A 26141-nucleotide genomic window follows, 5' to 3' on the forward strand; every position below is an offset into this window, starting at 1 on the left:
CCTATGCCGCCTGATTGCCGGTTGCGATTGCCCGTCCCTGCGGCCCGAAGGCCATGAGATGGCGGGTGTCGAGGAAGACGGCGATCTCCGTATCCGGGTCGATATCGTGGATGCCGTGCGCCAGCATCACCCAGCGCACACCGTTGAAATCGACATGCACGAAGCTTTCGGAACCGGTGATTTCCGAAATCTGCGTGCGGGCGACAAGCTTTGGCGAAGCCGCGGTCTGGGCTTCAAGCGACAGGTGATGCGGATGAAAGGCGATCGTCACCGCACCGTCGGGTGTGCCGGCCAGATGCGGCGGCACGACGATCTCGGCGCCACCGGCATGATGGAAACTGCCGCCGACCTTCGTTACGTCGATGAAGTTCAGCGGCGGGTCGGCGAAGGTCTTGGCGGTGATGAGGTCGACAGGCCGGCGATAGACGGCGATCGTGTTGCCGAACTGCGTGACGCGGCCTTCGCTGAGCGTCGCCGTATTGCCGCCGAGCAGCAGAGCTTCTGACGGTTCCGTCGTCGCATAGACGAAGATGGCGCCGGATTGGGCGAAAATGCGCGGCAGCTCTTCGCGCAGCTCCTCTCGCAGTTTGTAGTCCAGGTTGGCGAGCGGCTCATCGAGCAGCACGAGGCTGGCATTCTTGACGAGCGCGCGGGCAAGCGCGGTGCGCTGCTGCTGACCGCCGGACAGATTGAGCGGCGTCCGGTCGAGATAGGGTGTCAACTTCAAAAGCTCGGCCGCCTTGCGCACCTCGGTGTCGATCGTCTTGGCATCGCGCCCGGCAATGCGCATCGGCGAGGCGATGTTTTCGTAGACGCTGAGGGCGGGATAATTGATGAACTGCTGGTAGACCATCGCGACATTGCGCTTCTGCACCGGCATACCAGTGACGTCGGCGCCGTCAAAATGGACGGAACCGCTGGTCGGCCGATCGAGACCGGCCATCAGCCGCATCAATGATGTCTTGCCGGAGAGCGTCGGTCCGAGCAGGACATTCAGCGATCCCCGTTCAAATGTCAGATCCGTCGGGTGAATGTGATATTCACCGCCGACCATCTTTGCGGCATTGCGCAATTCAAGCATTCCGGCTCCCGTGCCTCCTCAAGACGGGACCACATGCCATCCTACCCGGCAAGCTGAGCGGGCAAGGCGGCGATGTACTCCTCCAATATGTGCATTTGTTGCGTCGTCATGTGCAGTCCGGCCTTCGTTCTCCGCCACAGCACATCCTCCGCGGAAACGGCCCATTCATTGTCGATCAGATAGCGAACTTCAGCCTCGTAGAGATCGGATCCGAACAGTCTGCCGAGGTCTTCGATCTTCTGGGCCTTGCCGAGAAGTGTGGTTGCCTTCGTGCCATAGCGACGGACAAGCCGGCGGGCATGGGCTTCGCTCAGGAACGGATAGCGAGCCTTGAGCTTGCTGACTTCGCCCTCATAGCCCTGTACCGGAAAGTCGCCGCCCGGCAGATGGCTGCCCGCCGTCCACGGCTTTCCCTTGATGCCGATCGCCTCGCCAATCTTCTCCATCGCATGTTCCGACAGACGCCGGTAGGTGGTGAGCTTTCCGCCGAACACGTTGAGCAACGGCGCCTCGCCCTCCTTGCCCTCGACCTTCAAGACATAGTCGCGGGTGGCTTCCTGCGCTTTCGACGCTCCATCGTCGAAGAGTGGGCGAACCGCCGAATAGGTCCAGACGATATCTTCGGGTCTGACCGGCTCCTTGAAATATTCGGACGCCGCATTGCAGAGATAGAGCGTCTCCTCCTGCGAAATCTTCACGTCCTTCGGATCGGCGGTGTAGTCGCGGTCGGTGGTGCCGATCAGTGTGAAGTCATTCTCGTAGGGAATGGCGAAGATGATGCGATTGTCGGGGTTCTGGAAGAAATAGGCGCGCGGGTCCTCAAATTTCTTCTTGACGATGATGTGACTGCCCTGGACGAGGCGTACATGGCGGGCTCCGTTCTGGCCGAAGGCGGAACGGATGACATGGTCGACCCAGGGACCGGCGGCGTTGACGAGCAGGCGGGCTTGATGGCGCGTCCCTTCGCCGGTTACCGTATTGATCGTCTCGATGTTCCAGATGCCCTTGCCCTGCGCATCCTTTTCCTGCCGGGCCGAAACCACTTTGGTGCGCGGCATGATCAAAGCACCCTTGTCGGCGGCATCGCGGGCATTGAGCACCACCATGCGGGCATCATCGACCCATCCATCGGAATATTCGAAGGCCTTCGCAAAGATCGCCTTCAGCGGTTTTCCCGCGGGATCGGTGCGCATGTTCAAGACCGACGTCGGCGGCAACAGCTTGCGGCCGCCCAGATGGTCATAAAGGAACAGGCCAAGCCGGATCATCCAGGCCGGCCTTATCCCGCCCTTGTGATAAGGCAGCACGAAGCGCAGCGGCCAGATGATATGCGGGGCCATGGCCCACAGGATCTCGCGCTCCATCAGCGATTCCCGCACCAGGCGGAACTCATAATGTTCGAGATAGCGCAAGCCGCCATGGATGAGCTTGGTGGCACCCGACGAGGTGCCGGAGGCGAAATCATTCATCTCGGCAAGCGCAACCGTATAACCACGACCGACTGCATCGCGGGCGATGCCGCAGCCGTTTATCCCGCCTCCTATGACGAAAATATCGTGGACTCGGCCCATGTTCCCCCTCTGCGAGCCAGGAAAAGCACAACGGTTCTCCCGACCATTGCGAAAGTAAATACGATTAAACCGAAAATTTTGCGAATGTCAAACGAATGTTATTCGCTGCCGAAATCAGCGATTGGCTTTCGCAGTTTCGACGAGCACGACGCCGCTCTGCTGACAGATATTGCGGATGGAAGGCGAATCGCATTGGTCGGTGATGAAGGTGTGAACCTGCGAAATCTGGCCGATGCGGACGGGGGCCGTCCGTTCGAACTTGGTCGAATCCGCAACCAGAATGACGTGTCTGGCATTGGCGATGATGGCCTGCGCCACCTTCACCTCCCGGAAATCATAGTCGAGCAAAGCGCCATCCGGATCGATCGCAGAAGCCCCGATCACGGCGTAATCGACCTTGAACTGGCGGATGAAATCGACCGCAGCCTCACCGACAATACCGCCATCGGACTGGCGCACAACGCCGCCGGCAATGACGACCTCGATATTGTCGATCAACCGCAACCTGTTGGCTACATTGATGTTATTTGTGATCACCATCAATTCATGATGATCGGAAAGCGCCTCTCCGACAGCTTCCGTCGTCGTGCCGATATTGATGAAGAGCGAGCTGTTGTTGGGGATGAGATCGGCTGCCGCAACACCGATCGCCTGCTTTTCCGTCGCGGCAATCTGACGGCGTGCATCATAGCGGACATTCTCCGTCCCGCGCGGGAAGGTTGCGCCGCCGTGAATGCGTGTCAAAAGTTGCGCATCGCAAAGATCGTTGAGATCCTTGCGGATCGTCTGCGGCGTCACGGCAAACTGTGTTGCCAGATCGTCGACGAGGACCCGGCCCGACGACCTTGCAAGCGCGATGATCTTCTCCTGGCGATCCGACAGAAACATGCGCCCTCCTTCGTTTGGTTTTCATCTTTAGCGAAACTTCGGTTCGAGGCAAACCAATCGCAACGGATGCATGCGTCTCTTTGCAATATTATCGGGTGCTGAAATCCCTTTGGATATTGCAAATCTCGCCCCGTCTCTGCCTTGTTGCTTGCTTAACGTGACCTGCGATTCGCGACGGGCGGAGTACGCATGAGGGACAAAAGGAGAGTTCGATGACAGACGCCAAGAGCGGCATTACGGGACTACGGCCGCAGATTACGGTGATTGGCGTCGGCGGTGGCGGCGGAAACGCGATCAACAACATGATCGCCGAGAAACTGGCGGGGGTTGATTTCATCGCCGCAAATACCGATGCCCAGGTTCTCGCAACCTCCAAGGCATCACGCCGCATCCAGCTCGGTGCGCACGTGACGGAAGGCCTCGGCGCCGGTTCCCTGCCGGAAGTCGGCCAGGCCGCCGCCGAGGAGTCGCTCGACGAGATCATGGATCATCTGAACGGCTCGCACATGTGTTTCGTCACCGCCGGCATGGGCGGCGGCACCGGCACGGGTGCTGCACCCGTCATCGCCCAAGCGGCCCGCGCGGCCGGCATCCTGACGGTCGGAGTCGTCACCAAGCCCTTCACCTTCGAAGGCAACCGGCGCATGAAGATGGCCGAAGCCGGCATCGAGGCGCTGCGCCGGGCCGCCGATACGGTCATCGTCATCCCCAATCAGAACCTCTTCCGCATCGCCGACGCGAAAACCACCTTCGCCGATGCCTTCATGACGGCTGACCGCGTGCTTTATTCCGGTGTCGGCTGCATTACCGATCTCATCGTCAAGGAAGGCTTGATCAATCTCGATTTCGCCGATGTGAAATCCGTCATGCGCGGCATGGGCCGGGCAATGATGGGGACGGGAGAGGCCAGCGGCGAGGCGCGCGCGATGAAGGCGGCGGAAGCCGCCATCGCCAACCCACTGCTCGACGATATCTCGATGAGGGGCGCCAAGGGCGTGCTGATTTCGATTTCCGGCGGCTCGGATATGACGCTGTTTGAAGTCGACGAAGCGGCAAGCCGCATCCGTGACGAAGTGCAGGACGACGCCGAAATCGTCGTCGGCGCGATTTTCGATCGGGGCCTGGACGGCACGTTCCGGGTCTCCGTCGTCGCGACCGGCCTTGACGGCGTCGGCCAGGCCGCCTCCGCCGTCCCGGATTTCGCTCCGGGACAGGGCCAGACCCGTACGCTGCAGTAAGCCTGACGGGACTTGCGGCGCAAGGCCGATGGCCTTGCGCGCAAACGGTCCTTAGCCGGCCATCCCGATCACCTCTCCCGCCGCCCTCATTCCGCTCTCCCACGCCCCATGCGCGGTTGAGAAGTCGGATTGATGCGTCGCCTCGCCAGCAAAGAACAGCCGGTCGCCGAACGGGCGCGCCAGCACCGATCGCGCGCCGGCATGGCCCGGAAGGGCGTGGCTGTAGGAGCCGCGCACCCAATCGGCATGGCACCAGGAGGAGGCCGCCAAGGGCCGCAGGTGACGGCGGATGTCATTTCCCAGCAGCGACGACAGCTGGTCGAGCGCGAAGGTGAAGGCCTCGAGCAGACCCGCGCTTTCGATGACGAAAGCCCCCTTGCCGCCGAAGAAGCCTTCGATGACCGGGCGGCCGAGCGGGCGAATGTAATAGCTGCCGGTCTCGTCATTTCTAGGATCACCGAGCAAGTGGGTTTCGGCTTCGAGGCCATGATTGCCGTGAAGCCCGATGAACAATTTGTCGGCGAGGCCGAGCGGCAATTGGCCGGCTGCATGCAGGTGATCGTCAACCTCGGGGTCGAAGGCAATGGTGCCACGGGCAAGCACATTGGTCGAAACCGTCACGATCGCCGTACCTGCCATGACGGGGCCGCGATCGGTTTCGAGCCTGACGCCCTGACCCGTCAGCGCGACGCGACGCACCGGCGTCGACAGGCGAAGGGTTACGTCGGGAACGGCTGCACCGATCAGACTTCCGTAGCCTTCGAGAACGCGCCAGTTGGCAGCGGTTGCGGCATTGTCGTAGGCAAGGAAATCGGCGGCCGACAGCCTCTCCAGCGGGGCACCGTTCAGATAGCCGCTCAGTGATTGACAATAGGCGTTCCATTCGCCGTCGAGCTCCAGCGCGTCCGATGCCCTGTCGCTTGCCGGCGGATTGGCCCGCAGCCGTTCTTCAAGGGCCTCCCAGGCGGAGGCAGCTGCTGCACGCTCCTCGGGCGAAAAACCAAGATCGCGCCACTGGTTCTGCCATGCCGTTGGCCCGCGTTCTATCGTAAAACCGGCCTCGCGGCCGATCGCGACAAGGGGATTGCGTTCGGCCGAATGCAACCAGCCGCAGCCCATGTCGAGCGACATGCCGGAAAGGTCGACCGTCCAGGCCCGACCGCCGACGCGGTTGCTGGCTTCGAGGATGATGACCGAGCGTCCGGCATCGGTGAGGCTTCGTGCCGCAGCAATGCCTGCTGCGCCGGCACCAATAACAGCCACATCGTAGTTGATCGTCACCGCTTCGCCCCGCGCTTCGTCATCACCTTGATAGGCTTAAGCTTTACATGGGAGCCGCACCCGCTTCAATGCGCCAGAAAGCCTGCTACTATGCCGACATGACCTTCTTCGAAACCCTTGTTGCCCTTTTGGCCGTCGCCATCCTGCTCCTGCAGATCACCCGGCGCATGCACCTGCCCTATCCCGGCATCCTGGCCGCCGCCGGCGTCGGCGTGGCGATGCTGCCGGGTGCGCCGACAATTCCAATCGATCCGCCAACAGCGCTTGCTCTGTTCATAGCCCCCGTCCTCGTCGATTCCGCCTACGACTTCCCGATCGGTGCTGCGCGGCGCATGCTGCTGCCGCTGATCTTCTACGCCGTCATTGCCGTTCTGGTGACGACAGGCGTGGTGGTGTCGATCAGCATACTGACGGTCGGCCTGCCGATCGCAGTGGCCGTTACGCTCGGCGCAATCGTTGCACCACCCGATGCGGCGGCGGCCACCGCCGTGCTTTCGAACCTGCCGGTGGATCGGCGTGTGGACGCTCTGCTCAAGGGTGAAAGCCTGTTTAATGACGCAACGGCACTGTTGCTATTTGGGGCCGCGCTCACCGTGCAGGCACGCGGCGGGCTGGATGGCGCGACCGCGCTTCAGATCGGCTTTGCCGCACCCGGCGGTATTCTCTTCGGCATCGCCTTCGGCTTCTTCGTTTCGCGGCTCCGGCCGATCACCGAAAATACGGTCGGCGGCACGCTTCTGCAGTTCGTCTATGCCTTTTCGACCTGGCTGATCGCCGAGCATCTGCATCTCTCGGCGGTGCTTGCGACTGTCGCAAGCGCCATGACGATCGCCAAGCTTTCGACCGTCGAGGATTCCCCACGCATGCGAGTGCATTCCTTTGCCGTGTGGACCACAGTCGTCTTCCTGCTGAACGTCGTTGCCTTCCTGCTCATGGGCCTGCAGGCGCGCAGCATCCTCCAATCCATGTCGGCCGACGCGCTCGAACGGTCGCTGGGCTTTGCCGCCATCGTCGTGGTCGGCGTCATCCTTGCACGTCTGGCAATGGCCTTCCTGCTGCATGCCTTCGTCATTTCGCGCCACCGCCGCGGCAAGCTGCTGTCGCCTTTCAGGCATGGGGAGACTTTTCTCGTCGGCTGGTCCGGCATGCGCGGTCTCGTGACACTCGCCACCGCCTTTGCCCTGCCCGCCGACTTTCCGGAACGGGACCTCGTCGTGCTGACTGCCTTTGCCGTGGTGCTGGCAACGCTCGTTATCCAAGGAGCCACACTCGCCCCGCTGATCCATGTCCTGAAACTCGGCAGGCACGCGCAGGTTCGTGATGAGTTGGAAGCCGCAAGGCGTTCGCTTGCGGAAGCGGCGTTCAAGCGACTGGAAAAGGAAGATGGCGCCGAGGCCGAGGCGATCCGGACGATCTGCCGGGATCACTGGACTGGGCCGGCAGAAGCTGGCGAGACGTCGCCGCTCACGCGACGCCGCAAGCTGACGATCGCCGCCGTGACCGCTCAGCGACAACGGCTCGAGGAATTGCGCGACAAGGATAAGATCGGCGCGACGCAATATCTCGAACTGCAGGAAGATCTCGACTGGAAGCAGCTCTCGGTCGGCTCCGACGAGGACCGGCGCATCACCGAAAGCTAGGGGCAGACTGCAGTTGAGGGACAATCTTTGCAGTCATCCAATGCTGCATGCGATGATCCCCGTCAATGTCCGCAGCAACCACCGCCGGCCTTGTCCCCCTGATCTAAGGCAGTCGAGCCGTGATTGTCACGGCTATGCTCATTGCGGGCAGCGGGGAGGTTCATGGCGATGTTGCTGTCGAAGAAACCGTTCGGTTTCAGGGTAAAGCCTGCATATTCCACCGGCATGATCGGAAAATCCTCCGGCTTGCAGACATGCGTATGCCCGAATGAATGCCAGAGTACGATATCGGCATTTTCGATATTCCGGTTGTTCTCAACATATTTCGGAAGGCCGTCCCCACCTGCATGCACGTTCGGATAGTCGCCGGACGCATATTTCTCCTTCGCGTCGAAAGCCGTTACCCAGATGTGCTTCTTGGCAAAGCCGCCACGCTGTGCAACCGTCGACCCCTCCTGGGCGAGCATCAGGGGACTTGGCATGACCACCATTTTGTAGCCGGGCGCATTTCCCACGGAATTCTGCTCGTTGGGGTTCTGGACCTTCCAATACCGGCCGGTCTCGCCATTGGCGACGGCGGGACTGTCGAGCTCTCGTTTCAGGATTTTCGTCTTCGTATCGAAGACATTGCCATAGGGATTGTCCTCGCCCCACGGGCGTGGCTGGAACTCGTGTTCGCTGACGGTATTTCCGCCGCCGTCGATATCCATGTGCAGGCGCGCATTGAAGAAATGCTGGTGGGTGGGACCGCCGAGATTGGCGTCGACCATTCCACCCCAAGCATATTTCTGGCCGGGCGCCACAGCCGCGGTCTGGATAATGCCCGTAAGCTTTGCTTCGAGCTGGATGGTGCCGTCCTGGTATAGATACCAGTAGAAGCCGTAGTCGTAATTGCCGACCGTTGCGAAGAAGGAAATCACCAGCCGGCGCGATCGCCGGACCTCGAAGATACCGTTTCTGAACTCGTAGTGCTTCCAGAGGATGCCAAAATCCTCTTCATGCATGCAAACGGCGTTCTTCATCATCACCGGCCGGCCGAAATCATCGGCCGAGGGAATATCGAAATAATGTATCTGGCCGAGGCAATCGCAGCCGAGTTCAAGGCTGTTGGCAAGCCGCCCCAGCCCGTATTCTCCGGCGTCGAAAGCACTCTTCCAATAGTGGTTGGCGGTCGGATCGGCATAGGGCACGACCATTTCCGTCACCGAGGCACGGAAGATCACCGGACGAAGCTTGCCGCCATTTTTGATCCCGAGCTCATGCAGGACGAGACCTTCGCGCGGCGTAAAGCCGACGCGAAACGACCAGTCCTGCCATTTAACCGTCCAGCCATCGACCGAAAAGCTCGGTCCCTGCGGTTGCACGATGTTGAGCGGCTTTACATCCTGGCGGACATCGGGAAAGGACTCCTGTCCGTAGTTTCGCTTCTTCCTCGGAACCTGGATGACGGTCTCGTCATCGACGAGATCGACCACCTGCTTGCTGATCAGGTCGACAACGGCAACCACCCCTTCGATCGGATGGGCGTAGCCATTGTCGCGGATATCCTCGCGCCAATAGGAGACGGCGCGAACGATGCGGGCGCCCTTTTCGAACTCCCGACCGAAAAAACCCGAGGAAAACGGGTCGATCTGGACGAGCGGGATATCTTCTTCAGTGATACCGCGCTTCTTAACGGCGGCAATCCAGCGGGCGTCCGATTTGACCGTCGCCTCGACGGTCTCGAACTCGCATAGCATGACCGGCGGCTGCCCGTAAGGCGCTGATTCAAACGGCAACCTGTTATGCTCCACTACAGTTTTTTTCGACAGGTCGACGATCGATTCGTGCACCTCGCCGGAGCTCGAATCCAGCGACAGGACAAATGCTTGCCGGAGAAGCTGCTTTCCTTCGCGGTATATGGCCATGTCGGATTTGGTCGGCTCCTCGAGCCGAATGATCGGAAAGCGGATCGATTGCGGCAGTTGCTTTTCGTCCTTCAAAATAGCAACGGCTTCCGAGATCTCGGTCAGGCTCAACGGGTCGAGCGGATAGGCTTGCGTTTCTACAACGGCGTCCATTGTCAGTCCTTCACGTGCTTTTGGTTGATGGGCAGTGCGCTTCCGGTTGCGCACTGCAGGGCTCAGCCGTCAGAGGCCGGAGCAGATGTCCGTTTCGAGCGTGCGATCGCGGTGGATACAGAAGACAGAGCAAAATGCGTGGGCTTCAGCCGCCATCAGGATTGTGGCGATGGTCAACGCCATCAAGGTGATCAGCGACGTCAGGTCGACGAGGCTCAAGGGTTGAAGCCTCGTCATTCGAAGGCCTTGCCAAGCGAGGCATAGAGTTCAGGCTTCACGATCCTGATCCGCACCGCAAAAGCGGCCCCGATCAGGCCCGTCAGCACCACAAGCAGCGGGAAGGATTTGACGATCACGCTTTCCGATCCCGACAGGAGCGGCAGGTTGATGATGACGAGGACGATCGCGCCGAGAATGCCGGCGAGCGCCAAGACCGGTGCCACAGTTGTGGTCCACAGACTGTAGCGATGCGGCAGTCCCCGAAAAAAGCGAACGATGGCCACGCAGACGAGGGCCTGGACAGAAAGGATCCCGAGGACGGCGAGAGCCGACATCCACGAAAAGACGACCGTATAGGGATCGGCGCCGGCTACAATGAAGCCGATAAGCGCGAGGGCGGCTATGGCGCTTTGGATGGCACCCGCGATGTAGGGCGAACCATGGACCGGATGGACCTTACCCAGAGCCCTGACGACGAGCCCTTCGCGTCCAAGCGCATAGAAGTACCGATTCAGCGTGTTGTGGAAGGACAGGATACAGGCAAAGAGGCTGGTGATCAGCAGGACATTCATCACCTGCGACGACCATTGTCCGAGGACCGCGTCGGAAGCGACGAAATAGAAGCTTTCCAAGCCGCTGCCGGCAGTCGCCTGCACCTTCGAAGGGCCATAGAACTGGACGATGGCCCAGGTCGACAGCGCGTAGAAGACGGTGATCAGCAAGACGGCGGCATAGGTTGCGCGCGGGATGGTTTTTTCCGGGTTTTGCGCCTCTTCTCCGAAGATGGCAGTGGCCTCGAAACCGATGAAGGAGCCGACCACAAAGACGAGCGCGACGCCGAGACCCGGCGAAAATACGGTGGCCGGACTGAAGGAGGAGAGGCTGAAACCTTCCGGCCCGCCGCCGGTCAACACGATGCCGATATCGAGAAGCAGCAGGATTGCCACTTCAGCCAGCATGCAGATGCCGAGGATCGTGCCTGAAAAGGCAATGTTTCGCTGGCCGCATAGGTGGACGGCGATAAGCGCGGCAAAGGACCAGGCCCACCACGGAAGCGCCATGATCGATGCAACGGAGCCGCTGATGAAGACACCGAACAATCCGTAGATGGCGATCTGTACCGACGAATAGGTCAGAAGCGCCATCAGCGCACCGCCGACACCGGCCGGCTTACCGATGCCCTTTGTGATGTAGGTGTAGAAGGCGCCCGTTCCGCCGACATGCCGGCTCATCGCCGTGAAGCCGACCGAGAAGATGAGATAGAGGACACCCGCCAGGACGAAGGCACCCGGTACGCCGGGTCCGTTGCCGAAGGCGAAAGCGGCGGGCGTCGCGCCAACAACGGCGGTGAGCGGCGCAGCCGCTGCCACGACGAAGAAGACGATATGAGCAAGGCCGACGGAGTTTTTCGAGAGGCGGTCGGGAGGATTTCCCAAAATGGTGTGCATTGTCATGAGAACCCCTGTTTTTGATTTTCGTCAACACGGTAGCGGCGACCGATTGGCCTCAAAATTGCAGTTCATGCCAATGAATCGATAGTTTGCGCCATCACAGGCGGCGGGGAACAAAAACATGTCATCTGCCCAGCAAACCGGCACGCCCGTGCAAGCATTTGCTTCAATTCGTGCCTCTGTGCTGCTGCCGCTCATCGAACAAATCGACCGAAAATCCGGCAAGGCAGACGTTTTACTTGCCCTTCACGGTCTTTTGCGCAGCCAGCTTGACGATCCCTACGCCATGATCCCGATGAACCGATATGTGGCAATCTTCGAAGATGCGGCATCGATCGTCGGAGATTCGGCGATCGGGGCATTGCTTGGAACCCTGTTCAAGCCAAGCGATATCGGGCCGATCGGCGTGCTGTTTTCGATATCGAGCACGATCCGTGCCGGTTTCGAACGATTGGCGAAATATGTGAATACCGTCCAGGGCGGTACCAATTCCGGTGTCTTTCAGGAAGACGGCAATCTGGTCTGGAGCTACCGCCTCGACGATCCGAGGCTCTGGCCGAGGCAGCAAGACAGCGAGTTCACGCTGGCTGCATCCTGCCAGCTCGTCCGCGCCTGTTTCGCCCGCGGATGGAGACCCGTCGAAGTCCATTTTGAACATCGGGCACCTCGCGATCCGGCGACCTTGCAACGGATTTTCCGAGCGCCGTTGAAATTCGGCGAGTCTGCCAATCGCATCGTGGTTTCGGGGCAAGACGCAGTCCGCGTCTACCGGCAGGAGCAGCCCGACCTGGCGGCGGTCCTCGAGCGCCATATCGCGGATCTGAGCGGCAAGCTATTGCAGTCGGGTTCGACCGTCGATCATGTGCGATCATTGATCGGGATCTATCTGGGACACAAACCCATCACGCTCGTCGGGCTTTCGCAGGAACTCGGTTTTTCGCCGCGAACCTTGCAACGGCGGCTTTCCGAGCAGGGGACGTCGTTGCGGAGCCTGATGCGGGAATATCGCCAAAGCATCCTTGCGCTGCAGAAACAGAATGGCGTCAGACTGAAAGAGCTTGCGCAAATCCTGGGCTATGCCGACGAAACGGTGCTGTGGCGCGCCCGCAAACACTGGGAATGTACGCCTGAGGCGGCAAACGATGCTGCGGCGGATCCATAAGGCCAGCCGCAGCGATCGAGACAACTCTGCCCGGCGCTCTCAACGGATACTGAACGGGAAATATTTCGCGTTGATCGTATCGTAGGTGTCGTTAGCCTGGATCTCCTCGAGCGCGGCATTGAGCTTGTCCAGCAACGGCTGATCGGTCGGGCGCACGGCGATCCCGGCTCCGTCGCCGAAATATTCGGTGTTCTTGATATCCTCGCCCTTGAATTCGCAACAGCTGCCCGCCTTGGTGTTTGCGAGCCAGTCGTAGACCGCCAGCTTGTCTTCCAGGATGATATCAACCTTGCCGTCGGCAAGGCCCTTGTAAAGATCCGGAGAGGCTTGAAACACGGTCGTCGCTACACCGCTGTAGAATTTCTTGGCGTAGGACTCCTGGGAGGTCGCTGCCGTCACGCCGAGGCGCAGTTTCTTCAGATCATCGGGTGACGTACCGGCAATCTCGTCGTTCTTGCGCGCGATGAAGACTGTCGGGCTGTCATAATATTTCTGGGTGAAGGCAACCTTTTGCCGCCGCTCGGCGCTCATCGACATCGACGAGATGATTGCGTCATACTTGTTGTCCAGCAGGTTCGGAATCATCGCCGTCCATTCCTGGATGACGAATTCGCACTTCAATTTCGCCGCCTCGCAAAGGGCGTTGGCTATATCCACGTCGAACCCCTGAAGCTGATTATTGGAATCGACATAGTTGAACGGAGGAAATGCGCCCTCGACGGCTATGCGGATGCTGTCGTTTTCGCCAGCCCGGACAACAGCAGGCTCGACAATTCCGGCTGCAACAACGGCCGCGCAAGCAAATGCGAAGAACTTCGAACGAAAAACAGATCCAAATCGCAACATATCAATCACCTTGAGGTAGAGTTCGACTGCCAACCTTGCATCGGCAAGCGTTGCGCGATGAACAGCAAATCACAAAACGATTAAAAAGCTCATCATTTTGGGGCATTAAATTTGATGCTGCTTGAAAAGCTTTTTGTAAACAATCCAGGTCAGTATCAGGGCGCTCGGGGAGAAGACTGCGTGCCTGCTGTTCCGTCTTTAAGAATAGTGAATCATAGATCGGCCAGGACGTCGTCCGGGTCGATACTGGTGCTGCTTGCGATCAGCGGCCTGGCAATTCTTGGGCTGGTGTTTCTGGCAGCTATCTGGGCCGGCAAGGAAAGCGACGCAGCCGCCCTCGATCGACAGCGGCAGCTGGTCAACAGCCGCCTCCTCGATCAGGTACGGCGCGTGTCACAGGACATCCAGCTAATGGGGGCAGGTTATGCCTCGCTGCTGCTTGCGGATTCAGCAGCGGCGAGCGGCAAGAGCGAACGCATGGGCGCGACGTCGGCTGCGACCTTCGGGAAGATTGCGACAACGGTATTCGGCTACAACGCGGCATTCCTCGTCACCCCGGCAGGCGAGCTTGCGCTGCAGTCCGATCCGGAAACAAAACGCCGCTTCAAATGGGTGCGGCCACTGCTGCAGCCGATGATCCAGGATCTGGAAGCAAAGCAGCACGGAGCGCCGCAGGGCCCGAGTTCGGATCCGGAACCCAGCCGGGTGGAGCTGATGCGACTTGAGGGCCGCCCTTCGGTGGCCGGCGTCGTCTCGGTCACGGGTTCTTCGAAAGCCGATCCGCAGGACGGCAATGGCGGCAACAGGCTATACCTCGTGGCGTTCCGCTTCTTGGACGGCGTCACACTCGATACGCTGAGCCGCGAACAGGGTTTGGCCGGCGCTCGCTATGCCCGAACCGCGGATCAGGAGCAGAATGAAGTTGCCTTCCAAATCGAGGCGACGGCGACAGGCGAACCGATCGGCTTCATTATCTGGAGGCCGGATCTGCCCGGCTCACGTGTCATCGGCCGGCTTGTTCCCGTGCTCTCCGTGGCTGGCCTTGTCATCGCAGGCCTCTTCTTCGCCTTGATGGGCCGTTTGCGCGGGAGCCTCAGAGAACTCAGCGCCAGCGAGCATCATGCAAGGCATCTCTCCCTGCATGATGTTTTGACGGGCCTGCCGAACCGGGCACTGTTTGCAGCCCGTTTCGAGCAATGCCTCGCGGCCATGAAATCTCCCGGCAAGCGTTCCGTCCTTGCGCTCGTCGACCTCGACAAATTCAAGGACGTGAACGACATCCATGGGCATGCCGCCGGTGACGAGCTGCTGCGCTGCGCCGTCGACAGGATGAATGCCCTGATCGAATCACGCGACACGCTTGCAAGGCTTGGCGGCGACGAATTCGCCCTGCTTCTTCCCGATGCCAGGGAAGGCAACGATAGCCACATCCTCCTCTGCAACGCCATTATCGAGGCGCTGAGCAAGCCGTTCCAGCTTCGCGGCGGTGACGTCGTCGTCCGCATCGGATGCTCGATCGGAATTGCTCCCTTTGACGACGCGGCTGAGGCAACCAGCGAGATTTTGCGGCGCGCAGACGTCGCCCTTTATGAAGCCAAGACCAACGGGCGCGGCCGCCTGATCGAATATGACCCCTTGCTCGATCACCGGGTCGAGGCACGGGAAAACCTCAAGAACGATCTTCGCCTGGTGCTGGAGGGTCCTACGCATCTCCCCGGCCGCGAGAAGAGTGCATCTTCAGGTGATCCGGGCCATCTGGAGGTCTTCTTTCAGGGCGTGCATCGCGGCGACGCGCATGGCAGGCTCTCGGGTGCGGAAGCTCTCTTGCGGTGGCGCCATCCCACCCACGGCTTGTTGTCGCCTGACAAGTTCATTCCGATCGCTGAGGAGGCTGGGATGATCGACCAGCTCGGCCAGTGGGTGCTGCGAAATGCGGCAAAGGCTGCCGCAACCTGGCCGGCCGACATGTCGGTTGCCGTCAACGTCTCGCCCTCGCAAATCCGCCATCGCGACTTCGACCGGCACGTGCTGTCGATCCTGGCGCAAACCGGCCTGCCGCCATCGCGCCTCGAGCTGGAACTGACCGAAGCCGCGCTCTTTAATATCGACGAGACCGCGCAAGACACGCTCGGCAGGCTTCGAGCCCGAGGGATCCGGATCGCGCTCGACGATTTCGGCACCGGCTTTTCCTCACTCAGTCACCTCATCCAGTTCAACATCGACCGGATCAAGATCGACCGGTCCTTCGTACGGCTGCTCGGAACACAGGCCGAAGGCGCCGCTATCGTGTCGGCGATCCTGGGCTTGAGCCGTACGCTCGGGAAAGCGACGACGGCGGAAGGCGTCGAGACAGAGGGGCAAAGAGACTTTCTCGTCGCGGCCGGCTGCAACGATTTGCAGGGTTTCCTGTTCTCCCGTCCGATGCCCCTCTCCGACTTCTTGGCGTCGATGCACGCGACGGAAGCGGCAAGTCAGGCCATACGCTGACGGTCTGGCGCTACTACCGCCTGCCGATCGTCCAGACGAGATAGGGCGCGCCAGCGAAGGCGGCGAAGAGCCCAAGCGGCAACTCATAAGGGAAGGTCGCGGTACGGGCGCCGAGATCGGCGATCACCATCAGCACCGAGCCGATGACAGCCGATGCGAGAAGCCGGCTGCCTGGCTTTTCGAAGCCCGCACGGTGAGCGATATGCGGCGCCATCAGACCGATAAAGCTCAAGGGACCGACGAGGAGCGAGGCAGCCGCCGTGGCGATGCCCGCCATCAGCACCATCATCGTGCGAGCACCGATCAAGGGCAGGCCAAGTGCCATCGCAGTCGGCGCGCCGAGCGGCAGAATCACCAGCCAGCGCGTGAAGATCAGGCCGATTGCGAGGATGACGATGGCGAGGCCGGCAAGAAACACGGCCGTTCCAGGGGTTGCCGCCGCCGCCGAGCCACCGAGCCAGGCAAGGATCTGCCAGGCGCGCTGGTCGCCGACGGCAAGAAGCGCGCTCAGGATCGCCGAGCTGAAAGCGCTGACGGAAATGCCTGCTAGCAACAGGCGTTCGGGCGGCAAATGCCGGCGGGTAGCAAACAGGGCGACGATGATGAGCACAAAAACGGCACCGCCGCCGGCGCCGAGGAAGAGCGCGGGCGCGCCGGCATCCGCAGAGACGCTGAGGGCAACGGCATAACCGACGCCGGCACCGCCGCTGACGCCCAGCACCTCGGGACTTGCCATCGGATTGCCGGTCAGGCGCTGCAGCATGGCGCCTGCCATTGCGAGCAGGCCGCCGGCAGCAGCCGATGCCACCAACCGCGGCCAGCGGGCGGGAAAGAGTTCCCAGAAGAGATCGCCGCTCAGCAGCGTCCATCCGTCAGGCAGGCGGGCAACGCAGAGGGCCGCCCAGGTAAGCGGCGGCAGCAGGCAGAGAATGAGGACAAGCCGCGACAGCGGCGCGCGGGAAACGAAAACGCTATCGGGCGCCTGCGGCGGCTCGACGGCGCGCACCTGCGGCAACAGCCAGAGCAAGAGCGGGCCACCAATCAGCGCCGTCACCGACCCCGTCGGAAAGGTTTCGCCGGCCGAAGAGGCGACGAGCTGGACGACGCCATCGCACAGCCAGAGCAATAGCCCGCCGGCGACAGGCGACAAAAGCAGGATGCTGCGCGTCGTGCGGATGCCGAGTAGGCGGACCATCGCCGGAGCGGCAAGACCGACGAAGCTGACGAGGCCGACGGCAGCCGCTACACCGGCACTGAGCGCCACGGCAAGGCTTGCAACGGCGATGCGCGTGCCGGCGAGTGCCACGCCGAGCGAGCGTGCGCTGCTGTCGCCGAGCCCGAGCAGGGTCAGCGGACGCAGGAGCAGAAGGGTGACGGCAAGGCCGAGCAGCAGCTCCAGGCCGAGCGTTACCGCTGTCGACCAGTCCTGCTGGCTGAGTGAGCCGCCATTCCAGGTCACCAGCGACATCAGATATTCGCCCTGCGAGAGCGTCATCGCCGCCGACAGCGCGCTGCAGGTAATGCCGACCAGCAGGCCGGAAACGGCCATGGTGATGGGCTCGAAGGCACGCCGCCAACCGAGCAGGAAGACGAGAGCCATCGCCACGGCGGCCCCGGCCAGCGCGACGAAGGCGCGGTAGCCATCTAGCACCTCGGGAAAGAACAACGTGGCTGCGACGATCGCAAGCTGCGCGCCGGAGGAAACCCCAAGCGTGGAGGGATCGGCAATCGGGTTGCGAAGCAGCCTCTGCAACAGGGCGCCTGCAAGCCCGAGAGCTGCGCCCGCCAGAATCGCGACCGCCCCGCGCGGCAGGATGGCATAGGCGAAAATGATCTGCTGCGTCGTCATCTGTGCAGCGTCGAAGGGCAAGGACGGCCAGTCTGCAAAAGGCAGATGGATGAGAGCCGCCCGCAGAAAGAGGATGACGGCGGCGGCAAAGGCGAGAAATGCGGCGGCGGGTGCGGCTCTCATCACGGCCTTTCTCCTGACGACAGCATCGCCGCCTTGAAAAGCCGCGTGAAACGGGCGGCAGCCGCGATGCCACCATAGGGATTGATATTGCCAAGCATCAGCACACGCCCGTCCCGCACCGGCCGCAGCGATTGCCAGATCATGCTGTTCTTCAAGCCGCTGCGGGCTTCAACAGGGATATCGGAGATGATGACGATGCGCGCCTCAGGCTCGGCGGCGAGGTTTTCGATCGGCACCGGCGCTGCGAAGGTGTAGCGGGAGCGGTCCGTCCAGGCATTCGGCAGGCCAAGCCGGGACAGGATATCGCCGAACATGCTGTCGGCGCCGAAGACGCGGACATGCCGCGCATCGCCGATATTGACGAGATAGGTCGGGCGCCCGGCAAATCTCTGCAGGCTGAGGCGTGCCTCCTCCACAAGGGCTGCCTGCCCAGCCACGACTTCGCGTCCGCGCGCTTCGAGGTCAAGCTCCTTTGCGAGCGCCGAGACGGCATCGATCGCCTTCTGATAGGGCGGCTCGCCCCTGTTGTAGAAGGGCAGCGACAGGGTGGGGGCGATCGCCCGAAAGCTCGCTTCGAACCTGACGTAGAAGGGCGAAATCAGGATGAGGTCCGGGCGCAAGAGACGCAGGAGTTCGAGGTTCGGCGATCCGCGCAGGCCGAGATCGGCGACGCTCTCGTCCAGCACCGGCTCGACCGCATCCTTGCGGAACTGCACGAGCTCGGTCGCAGCCACTGGCATGACACCGAGAGCCACCAGCGTTTCCAGCATGGCCCAGTCGATTGCCGCGATGCGCTTTGGCAGCAATTGGGGCGTTTGCGCAAAGGCTTTGCCGGGAATAGCGAAAGCCGCCAGCAAGGCCAGCACCTGCCGACGGCCGATCGGATGGGGGTTCCATCGGTTTCCGGTTCGAATGTCTCTCACCATTGAAAGGTCAGCTTGCCCATCACCGTTCTGCCATCGCCATAGGTGCAGCCGAAGGCGCTGCAGCTTGCAACATAATCCCTGTCGGCAAGGTTCTTGACGTTCAGCGAGACGGTCATATTGTCCTTCTTGTAATGCACTGCTGCATCGAAGAGGGTCACGGCGTCAAGATCGAGCGTGTTCTTGGTATCGCCGTAGCGCTGGCCGACATAGCGTATTCCGCCGCCGAGACCGAAGCCTTCGAGCGCCGTATCCTCGGGGAAGGTGTAGTCGAGCCAGAGGCTGGCGGCATGCTCAGGCACATTGTCCGGGCGTTTGCCATCATCGACACCACCGACGATTTCGGCCTGCATGTAGGTGTAGGCGGCACGCAGGTCGAGCCCGTCGGTGAGGCTCGTGACAGCTTCCAGTTCTATGCCCTTTACGTCGACTTCGCCGATCTGTACGGGCACCCCGCCTATCGTCGTCAGTACATTCTTCTGTTTCAGGTCGTAAGCAGCGACGGTGAAATAGCCGTTCCAGCCCTGCGGTTGGTATTTGATGCCGACTTCCACCTGCTCGCCCGTCGTCGGCTGCAGAGGACCACCGGTCGCAGGCACCGGTACCGGCTCGAAGGAGGTGGCATAGCTGATGTAAGGCGCGATGCCATTGTCGAAGACATAGCTGAGGCCGGCGCGGCCCGTCAGCTTCTGGTCATCCTTGTCGAGTGAGCGCGACACACCCGTCAGCCGGTTCGTCGAGGTTCCCGCGGTGCTTGCCCAGTCCTGGCGAAGGGCTGCCGTTGCGCGCCAATTCTCATAGGCGAGTTCGTCCTGCACATAGAGACCAACCTGCGTCAGAGTGGAATCGACATGGGTGCTGAGCGTCGGGGCGATCAGCTTGACGGAGCCATAGACCGGGCCGAAGGCATCGAGCGGGGTGGCGCGCCAGAACTGCGTGCCGACATTGTTGTCGTAATAGCGGTAGTCCAAGCCAAACAGCATCTTGTGCTGGACGTCCCCGGTATCGAATTCCGCAAGCAGGTTGTTGTCGACGTTGAAGGTGTTGAGCAGCTCGTCCTGGAAGGTGGCATTGCGGTTGATCGTCCGACCTCCGGTAAGCCCCTGCGTCGACATGCCAAGCGCCTGATAGTTCCAGTCGAAATTCTGGTAGCGGAAGTTCTGGCGAAAGGTCCAGGTATCGTTCAGGCGATGTTCCAGCTCATAACCGAGATTGGTCAGCGTCCGGTCCGATTTGTCGAAGCTTTTGTCGCCGACGAAGAAGTCCCGTGACAGGCGATTGGCGTCCGATGCGTTGAGCGTGAGTTGCGGCGGCAGGCTGGACGGCGTGCTCGGATTATCGTGCTGAATGCTCGTCAGGATCGTCAGCTTGGTGTCTTCATCAGGCTGCCAGGTCAGCGCCGGGGCGATGAAATAGCGGTCGTTGTCGAGTTCATCGACCTGTGCAGATGCCGTCCTTGCCAGTCCCGTCAGTCGATAGGCGAAATCGGAATTACCGGGAATGATATCGCCAAAATCGAAATAGGTGCCATAGGTGTCGTAGCTGCCGGCCTGTACCCCGATTTCGCGGAAACGTTCGAAAATCGGCCGTTTGCTGATGAGATTGATCATGCCGCCGGGATTGCCCTGGCCATACATGACAGAAGCCGGACCACGCAGCACTTCGATACGTTCGAGCTGGTAGGGGTCGACGGCTGGGGCACCCGCCGTGCGCATCATGCGCAACCCGTTGAGGAACTGCGCCTGGCGGCTGTCGAAACCGCGGATGCGCGGCGAATCGAAGCGCGGGTCGGCGCCATAGGGCTCGCCGACGACGCCCGGTACGTAATCAAGCGCCTGGCCGACGGTCTCGGCATTCTGCGACTTCAGCTGATCGGCCGTTAAGACAGAGATCGATTGCTGGGTTTCGATGAGCGGCGTACCGGTCTTGGTGGCGGTCGCACTCGTCCTGGCGACAAAACCCTTTACCGGCTCCGTCGGGTCCTCGTCCTTGGAACCGCTGATGACGATCGGGGCGAGCGTCGTCGGACTGGCCTCCTGTGCGAGCGCCGGCAAGAGCGGCGTCAGAAGGGCGCTTGCGAGCGCCGTGGTCGAAGCGCATTTGCGAGCGCGAAGAAAAACAGTCATCGGGATTCGTCATATGGCTTAAAACTGGATTTATGTAATCAAGTTATTTTCGAACGTCCAATAAGCGGGGCTCGAATTCTCCATTAGCGTAGATTATAAAACTCATCTGATGTCATAGATTTGAATTCTTTCAAGGAGAGAAAGATTGGCGCAGACCAATCCCGGCTTCGAACTCCGGCACCTGCGATACTTCGTGACCCTGGTCGAGGAGCGGAATTTCGAACGTGCCGCCGTCAGGCTCGGCATCGCCCAGCCGGGTCTCAGCCAGCAGATCAGAAGCCTCGAAAAGATTGTCGGCACACTGCTGCTCGACCGAAGCCGCCGCGGCGTGCAGCTCACGCATTCGGGCGAGACCCTGTTTCAAGAAGCCCGAAAAGTCCTGGCCCAGACCGAGGCGACGGTCGCTGCCATGAACCGCTCGGCACGCGGCGAAAGCGGGCGCATTTCGATCGGTTATGTGGCATCGGCCGCCTATTCCGGTGCCGTCGTCGGTTCTATCAGGGATTTCAAGCGCGATTATCCCTATGTCGAGGTCGAATTGCAGGAGATGGAACTGCGCCAGCAGCTACAGCGCATCGCCGACGGTCTGCTCGATTTTGGCTATATCCGCGCGCCTGCGCCGATTCCACCAGGTGTTTCCGTGCAGATCGTGCTGCGCGAACCGCTGGTCGCCATGGTTCCCGCCGAGCATGAGTTCGCCGACGGACCTATCGATACGCTTGCACGATTGGCGAGGGACACGTTCATCACACCGCGGCAACCGCCGGAAATCGGCTTTCACCGCAACACGCTGCAGGCCTGTCGGGAGGCCGGCTTCGAACCTTCCGTCAGGGCTATCGCACACGACTTCACCGAGATCGCCGCCCTCGTCGGCATCGGCACCGGCATCGCGCTGGTACCGCAATCGATGAGCCGAGTGGAACTGCCCGATATCCATTACCGGCCACTTCGCGACGTAACGGCGACGTCTGATGTGGCGATCGCCTATCGCAAGGGCGAGGGTTCGCCTGCCACAAAGGCTTTCATTGTCCAGCACCGGAAAAAAATCAGCCGGCCGGCGTCGGGCGAGATAGTCAAAGCGCCGGTGCCTGGCGAACCATCGGACACGACCCTGTCTGCATTGCGCCGTTCGCCGCTTGTCGGGTCCGAACTTGATCTGTCGAGACTGCACGAGGAAGGACGCAAAGTCGATCTGTGACGCAGCCAAGAGGAATTGGCCACGGCCAACTTCTTCTTCTCATGCAATCGACCGACCTTTCGCAGCCGCCCGGATGCAGGGCATGGCCACGCGATCGGCTTCCATGACAATTGCACGACACAATTGGAACAAGGGTGGAAACGCTTGTAACCCGCCTGACATTGGCGGGCTCTAAAGAGGCGGCAAGAGCATTTGCCTGCCGCCAGAAAGGTGCCGCGGGCTATCGGAGAGCGCCGGCATGAAAATCGTCCAGATCACCGACACGCATTTCAGCCCGTCGATACCGCATTTCAACGGAAACTGGCAGCCGCTTGTGGACTGGATCAACGCCAGCGGCGCCGATCTCGTCATCCATACAGGCGACCTCGCCGTCGATGGCGCCGACAAGGACGAAGATCTGACCTTCTGCATGGAACTGATGCGGCAGGTGAAGATCCCGATGCTGATCGTTCCCGGCAATCATGATGTCGGCCATTTGCCGGGTTCGCTGCAGCCGGTCGATGCGACAAGACTTGCCCGCTGGCGCAGCCTTGTGGGCCCCGATTACTGGCTCGAGGATGCCGGCAACTGGCGCCTGATCGGCCTCGACAGCCTGTTGATGGGCATGGAAAACGACGAGCAGGAAACGCAGTTCGAATGGCTGGAAAGAGCGCTTGCAACACGCGCCGGACGGCGCGTGGCAATGTTTGCCCATAAGCCGCTCTTCGTCGACACAGCTGATGAGGGCGACACCGGCTACTGGAGCATCCGCCCTGCACACCGCCAGAGGCTTTACGACCTCATCGCCGCCCATGATGTGGCCCTTTATGCAAGCGGCCATCTGCACTGGGCCTGGAAGGGCCGGTTCAACGATACGTCGCTGGTCTGGGGTCCAGCGGCCTCCTTCATCATCGGCACGATGGAGCGCGAGATGCCGGGCGAGAAGCTTGTTGGAGCGGTGCTTCACGATCTCGGCGATGATGTCACGAGCGAGATTGTCGCTGTCCCCGGCATGAGGGCGTATGTGCTCGACGATGTCGTCGCCGAAGTCTATCCGCGCGAGGCCCACAAGGTGCAGAAGGAGCCGGCGCAATGAGCGCGCTTTCCCTTTCGGCCATCAGGAAATCCTATGGCGACAATGCCATCCTGAAAAACATCAGCCTCGACGTCGAGCCCGGCGAATTCATCGCACTCGTCGGCCCCTCGGGCTGCGGCAAGAGCACGCTTCTGCGTATCCTTGCCGGTCTCGACCATGCCGATAGCGGCGAGATCGTCATCGGCGGGCGGGAAATGTCCGACGTGGCGGCGGCCGACCGTAACATCGCCATGGTCTTCCAATCCTACGCTCTCTACCCGCACCTGACGGCCGGCCAGAACATCGCCGTGCCGCTTGCCATGCGCCGCTTAAGCCGCGCTCAGCGCCTGCCCTTCCTCGGCCCGGTCATACCCGGCTACCGCGCCATTCGCTCCGGCATTTCCAAGGACGTGCAGGAGACAGCCAAGGCTCTGAAGATCGATCATCTTTTGGAACGCAAGCCTGGCCAGATGTCCGGCGGCCAGCGGCAGCGCGTGGCGCTCGCCCGCGCCATGGTGCGCCATCCGAGCGTCTTCCTCATGGACGAGCCGCTGTCCAACCTCGACGCCAATCTGCGCGTCCATGCGCGCGGCGAGATCGTGGAACTGCATCGCCGCGCCGGCGTGCCGACCGTCTATGTCACCCACGACCAGGCCGAGGCGCTCTCGATGGCCGACCGGGTCGCCGTGATGATCGGCGGCGAGCTACTGCAGCTGGCGGCACCCCAGGTCATCTATGACGATCCCGCCCATATCGAAGTCGCCCGCTTCGTCGGCCAGCCGCGCATCAATCTCCTGCCGGCGCGCGCCGAGCACGGAACAGTCGCCTTCGGCGATATCAGAATGGCGCTCGCAGAACCGGATCTTTCAGGTCCTGACGTGACGATCGGCATCCGGCCGGAATTCGTCCGGCTTGCCGCCGACGGTCAGACCTCGCTTTCCGCCCGCATCGAGCGCCTGGAATTCCTCGGGTCAGAGGTGATCCTGTTCTGCCGCCTCAACGCGATCGGCGAGACGGTGCTTGTCAAGGTTGCACCTGCCGATGCGGCCGGCGTTTCTGCCGGCATGGCGATCGCCCTCTCCTTTCCGCCCGACAAGGCGATGGTCTTTGCCGCCGATGGCCGCCGGCTACGCACATCGGCCCTTCCCGCCGATGCCGCCAGGGAGAAGGCTCATGGCTAGTATCGCTGCCGGCGACATCCGCCCGGTCGCATCGGCCGTAAAGCATGAACGGCTCGAGGCCCAGACCGCATGGCTGCTGGCTGCGCCGGCGATCATCCTGATCGTGCTGTTCGTGCTCCTGCCGATCATCGCCGTGCTCGTCCTCGGCTTCACCGATTTCGAGCTTGGCGCCGGCAAGTTCCGCTTCGTCGGCTTCGAAAACTACGCCGAGCTCTTCACCGACCGCACCTTTCGCAAGTCGCTGTGGAACACGACGATCTATACCGCGATCGTCGCTCCCGTTTCGATCCTGCTCGGCCTCGGCGTCGCCATGCTGATCGAGAGCGAGGGCTGGGGAAAGAGCTTCTTCCGCACCGCCTCTTTCCTGCCCGTCGTCTCGCTCATCGTCGCCATGGCGACCGTCTGGCAATATCTCTTCCACCCCACCATCGGCCCGCTCAATGCATTGCTCGACGTAGTCGGCCTGCCGAAGCCGAACTGGCTCGGCTCCTCGGCAACCGCGCTCTACAGCCTCTCGATCATCGGCGTCTGGCAGACGGTCGGCTTCAACATGGTCCTCTTCCTCGCCGGCCTGACGGCGATCCCGCGCGAGCTTTATGCCGCCGCCGAGATCGACAGCGCCAAGTTCCCGCTCGACCGTTTCATGCTCGTCACCTGGCCGATGCTCGGGCCGACGGCGCTCTTCGTCACCACGATCAGCGTCATCAATGCGGTCAAGACTTTCGAGACGGTGAAGACGTTGACCGATGGCGGCCCCAACCACGCTTCCGAAGTGCTGCTCTTCACCATCTACCAGGAGGGCTTCGTCTACATGAAGGTCGGCTACGCCTCGGCGATGACGGTCGTCTTCCTCGCCATTCTCGTCGTCATGATGTTCCTGCAATACTGCTTCCTCGACCGGCGGGTGCACTATTCATGAAGACGCGCTCCCGTTTCACCCTCGGCCGGCTGATCCGCCTGGCTCTTTTGATCCTCGGCGCGATCGTCTTCCTCGCGCCCTACATCTTCATGATCTCGGCGGCCGGCAAATCGCAGGACGATATCTTCACGGCAGCACTCTCGCTGATCCCGACACATTTCTTTTACGAGCAGAATTTTACCAAGGCGCTCGACAAGGTGGCGATGGGCACGCTGCTGTGGAACGGCTTCGTGGTTTGCGCGCTGATCTTCGTCTTCCAGGTACTGGTCGCCATCCCCTGCGCCTATGCCATGGCGAAGCTGAAATTCCGTGCCGCGCGCCTGATGATGGTGCTGGTGCTGCTCGGCCTTCTGGTACCGATCCATGCAACGGCCCTGCCGCTCTACGTCGCCTTCGACAGCCTGTCGCTGCTCAACGGCTATACGGCGCTGGTGGCCCCCTTCACCATCTCGGTCTTTGCGATCTTCCTGTTCCTGCAGTTCTTCCGCGCCATGCCGGATGACCTGATCCATGCCGCTCGTCTTGACGGCATGTCCGAACTCGGCATCGTCTCGCGCGTCATCGTGCCGAATGCCTGGCCGGCGGTGACGGCCTTCGCGATCTTTTCGGTCGTCGCCCATTGGAACGACCTCTTCTGGCCGCTGATCGTCATCTCGAAGCCCGGCTACGCCACGCCGCCGCTCGGCCTGATGAACTTCCGCGCCGCGGAAGCCGGCGACGATTACGGCGCGCTGATGGCGGCCACGATCATCATCACCATCCCCCTCGTTGCGGCTTTCCTGCTCGCGCAAAAACGCTTCGTCGAGGGTATCACCATGACCGGTCTCAAAGGCTGACCGGCTGA

20 protein-coding genes are annotated in these 26141 nt (G+C 61.4%); 9 read left to right on the forward strand and 11 right to left on the reverse strand.

The features are described 5' to 3' along the window. Nucleotide 1: 1 nt before the first annotated feature. From FHT92_RS17330 to FHT92_RS17340, 3 genes are all read right to left on the reverse strand, one after another. Nucleotides 2-1081: an ABC transporter ATP-binding protein gene (locus FHT92_RS17330; RefSeq protein ID WP_183827554.1), complete on the reverse strand. Its 1080-nt coding sequence runs from the start codon at nucleotides 1079-1081 to the stop codon at nucleotides 2-4. A 41-nt stretch (nucleotides 1082-1122) separates the two neighbouring features. Then, the gene (gene glpD / locus FHT92_RS17335; RefSeq protein WP_183827557.1) at nucleotides 1123-2652 is read right to left on the reverse strand and encodes a glycerol-3-phosphate dehydrogenase; all 1530 of its coding nucleotides are present in this window, start codon (nucleotides 2650-2652) and stop codon (nucleotides 1123-1125) included. A gap of 114 nt (nucleotides 2653-2766) precedes the next feature. Continuing rightward, entirely contained in the window at nucleotides 2767-3540 is a 774-nt protein-coding gene (locus FHT92_RS17340) for a DeoR/GlpR family DNA-binding transcription regulator (protein ID WP_183827560.1), read from the reverse strand. Nucleotides 3541-3752: 212 nt separating this feature from the next. Between FHT92_RS17340 and ftsZ the strand changes: the two genes are divergently transcribed. Then, on the forward strand, nucleotides 3753-4778 hold the full coding sequence (gene ftsZ, locus FHT92_RS17345; RefSeq protein ID WP_183827562.1) for a cell division protein FtsZ: 1026 nt from the start codon (nucleotides 3753-3755) through the stop codon (nucleotides 4776-4778). Between the two features lie 51 nt (nucleotides 4779-4829). On the opposite strand, the gene FHT92_RS17350 is transcribed toward ftsZ, so the two are convergent. Beyond that, entirely contained in the window at nucleotides 4830-6053 is a 1224-nt protein-coding gene (locus FHT92_RS17350) for an NAD(P)/FAD-dependent oxidoreductase (protein WP_183828473.1), read from the reverse strand. A 104-nt stretch (nucleotides 6054-6157) separates the two neighbouring features. Here FHT92_RS17350 and FHT92_RS17355 point away from each other — a divergent pair, with 104 nt between their 5' ends. Beyond that, nucleotides 6158-7699 (forward strand): cation:proton antiporter, encoded by a 1542-nt coding sequence (locus FHT92_RS17355; protein WP_183828476.1) that lies wholly within the window; start codon nucleotides 6158-6160, stop codon nucleotides 7697-7699. Between the two features lie 62 nt (nucleotides 7700-7761). Here FHT92_RS17355 and FHT92_RS17360 read toward each other — a convergent pair whose 3' ends face one another. The 3 genes from FHT92_RS17360 to FHT92_RS17370 form a co-directional block, all read right to left on the reverse strand. Continuing rightward, complete coding sequence (locus tag FHT92_RS17360; protein ID WP_183827564.1) at nucleotides 7762-9759, reverse strand: primary-amine oxidase; 1998 nt, start codon at nucleotides 9757-9759, stop codon at nucleotides 7762-7764. Between the two features lie 69 nt (nucleotides 9760-9828). Further along, nucleotides 9829-9996 (reverse strand): hypothetical protein, encoded by a 168-nt coding sequence (locus FHT92_RS17365; protein WP_183827566.1) that lies wholly within the window; start codon nucleotides 9994-9996, stop codon nucleotides 9829-9831. After that, the gene (locus FHT92_RS17370) at nucleotides 9993-11432 is read right to left on the reverse strand and encodes an APC family permease (RefSeq protein ID WP_183827568.1); all 1440 of its coding nucleotides are present in this window, start codon (nucleotides 11430-11432) and stop codon (nucleotides 9993-9995) included. Before FHT92_RS17370 ends, FHT92_RS17365 begins: the two co-directional genes overlap by 4 nt. A 118-nt stretch (nucleotides 11433-11550) precedes the next feature. Between FHT92_RS17370 and FHT92_RS17375 the strand changes: the two genes are divergently transcribed. Then, on the forward strand, nucleotides 11551-12591 hold the full coding sequence (locus FHT92_RS17375) for an AraC family transcriptional regulator (protein ID WP_183827571.1): 1041 nt from the start codon (nucleotides 11551-11553) through the stop codon (nucleotides 12589-12591). Between the two features lie 39 nt (nucleotides 12592-12630). On the opposite strand, the gene FHT92_RS17380 is transcribed toward FHT92_RS17375, so the two are convergent. Continuing rightward, on the reverse strand, nucleotides 12631-13437 hold the full coding sequence (locus FHT92_RS17380) for a transporter substrate-binding domain-containing protein (protein WP_183827574.1): 807 nt from the start codon (nucleotides 13435-13437) through the stop codon (nucleotides 12631-12633). A 249-nt stretch (nucleotides 13438-13686) separates the two neighbouring features. Between FHT92_RS17380 and FHT92_RS17385 the strand changes: the two genes are divergently transcribed. Next, entirely contained in the window at nucleotides 13687-15924 is a 2238-nt protein-coding gene (locus tag FHT92_RS17385; protein WP_312858772.1) for an EAL domain-containing protein, read from the forward strand. Nucleotides 15925-15937: 13 nt separating this feature from the next. Here the strand turns inward: FHT92_RS17385 and fhuB are convergent, their stop codons facing one another. The 3 genes from fhuB to FHT92_RS17400 are packed head-to-tail and all read right to left on the reverse strand — an operon-like array spanning nucleotide 15938 to nucleotide 20945. Beyond that, complete coding sequence (gene fhuB, locus FHT92_RS17390; RefSeq protein ID WP_183827581.1) at nucleotides 15938-17896, reverse strand: Fe(3+)-hydroxamate ABC transporter permease FhuB; 1959 nt, start codon at nucleotides 17894-17896, stop codon at nucleotides 15938-15940. Beyond that, nucleotides 17896-18822: an iron-siderophore ABC transporter substrate-binding protein gene (locus FHT92_RS17395; RefSeq protein WP_183827584.1), complete on the reverse strand. Its 927-nt coding sequence runs from the start codon at nucleotides 18820-18822 to the stop codon at nucleotides 17896-17898. Before FHT92_RS17395 ends, fhuB begins: the two co-directional genes overlap by 1 nt. Continuing rightward, nucleotides 18816-20945 carry a TonB-dependent siderophore receptor gene (locus FHT92_RS17400; RefSeq protein WP_183827587.1) on the reverse strand — a complete coding sequence of 710 codons (2130 nt, stop codon included), beginning with the start codon at nucleotides 20943-20945 and terminating at the stop codon, nucleotides 18816-18818. Before FHT92_RS17400 ends, FHT92_RS17395 begins: the two co-directional genes overlap by 7 nt. Before the next feature lie 145 nt (nucleotides 20946-21090). On the opposite strand from FHT92_RS17400, the gene FHT92_RS17405 reads away from it, so the two are divergent. From FHT92_RS17405 to FHT92_RS17425, 5 genes are all read left to right on the forward strand, one after another. Beyond that, nucleotides 21091-22143, forward strand: a complete 1053-nt coding sequence (locus FHT92_RS17405) for a LysR family transcriptional regulator (protein ID WP_312858773.1) — start codon at nucleotides 21091-21093, stop codon at nucleotides 22141-22143. A gap of 238 nt (nucleotides 22144-22381) precedes the next feature. Continuing rightward, nucleotides 22382-23218 (forward strand): metallophosphoesterase, encoded by an 837-nt coding sequence (locus FHT92_RS17410; protein WP_183827590.1) that lies wholly within the window; start codon nucleotides 22382-22384, stop codon nucleotides 23216-23218. Further along, on the forward strand, nucleotides 23215-24378 hold the full coding sequence (locus FHT92_RS17415) for an ABC transporter ATP-binding protein (protein ID WP_183827593.1): 1164 nt from the start codon (nucleotides 23215-23217) through the stop codon (nucleotides 24376-24378). The genes FHT92_RS17410 and FHT92_RS17415 overlap by 4 nt, the downstream gene beginning before the upstream one ends. Further along, the gene (locus tag FHT92_RS17420) at nucleotides 24371-25297 is read left to right on the forward strand and encodes a carbohydrate ABC transporter permease (protein WP_183827596.1); all 927 of its coding nucleotides are present in this window, start codon (nucleotides 24371-24373) and stop codon (nucleotides 25295-25297) included. The genes FHT92_RS17415 and FHT92_RS17420 overlap by 8 nt, the downstream gene beginning before the upstream one ends. Beyond that, nucleotides 25294-26133, forward strand: a complete 840-nt coding sequence (locus FHT92_RS17425) for a carbohydrate ABC transporter permease (RefSeq protein WP_183827599.1) — start codon at nucleotides 25294-25296, stop codon at nucleotides 26131-26133. The genes FHT92_RS17420 and FHT92_RS17425 overlap by 4 nt, the downstream gene beginning before the upstream one ends. Nucleotides 26134-26141: the final 8 nt, after the last annotated feature.

The organism is Rhizobium sp. BK377, from assembly GCF_014193935.1.
Classification (GTDB): domain Bacteria; phylum Pseudomonadota; class Alphaproteobacteria; order Rhizobiales; family Rhizobiaceae; genus Rhizobium.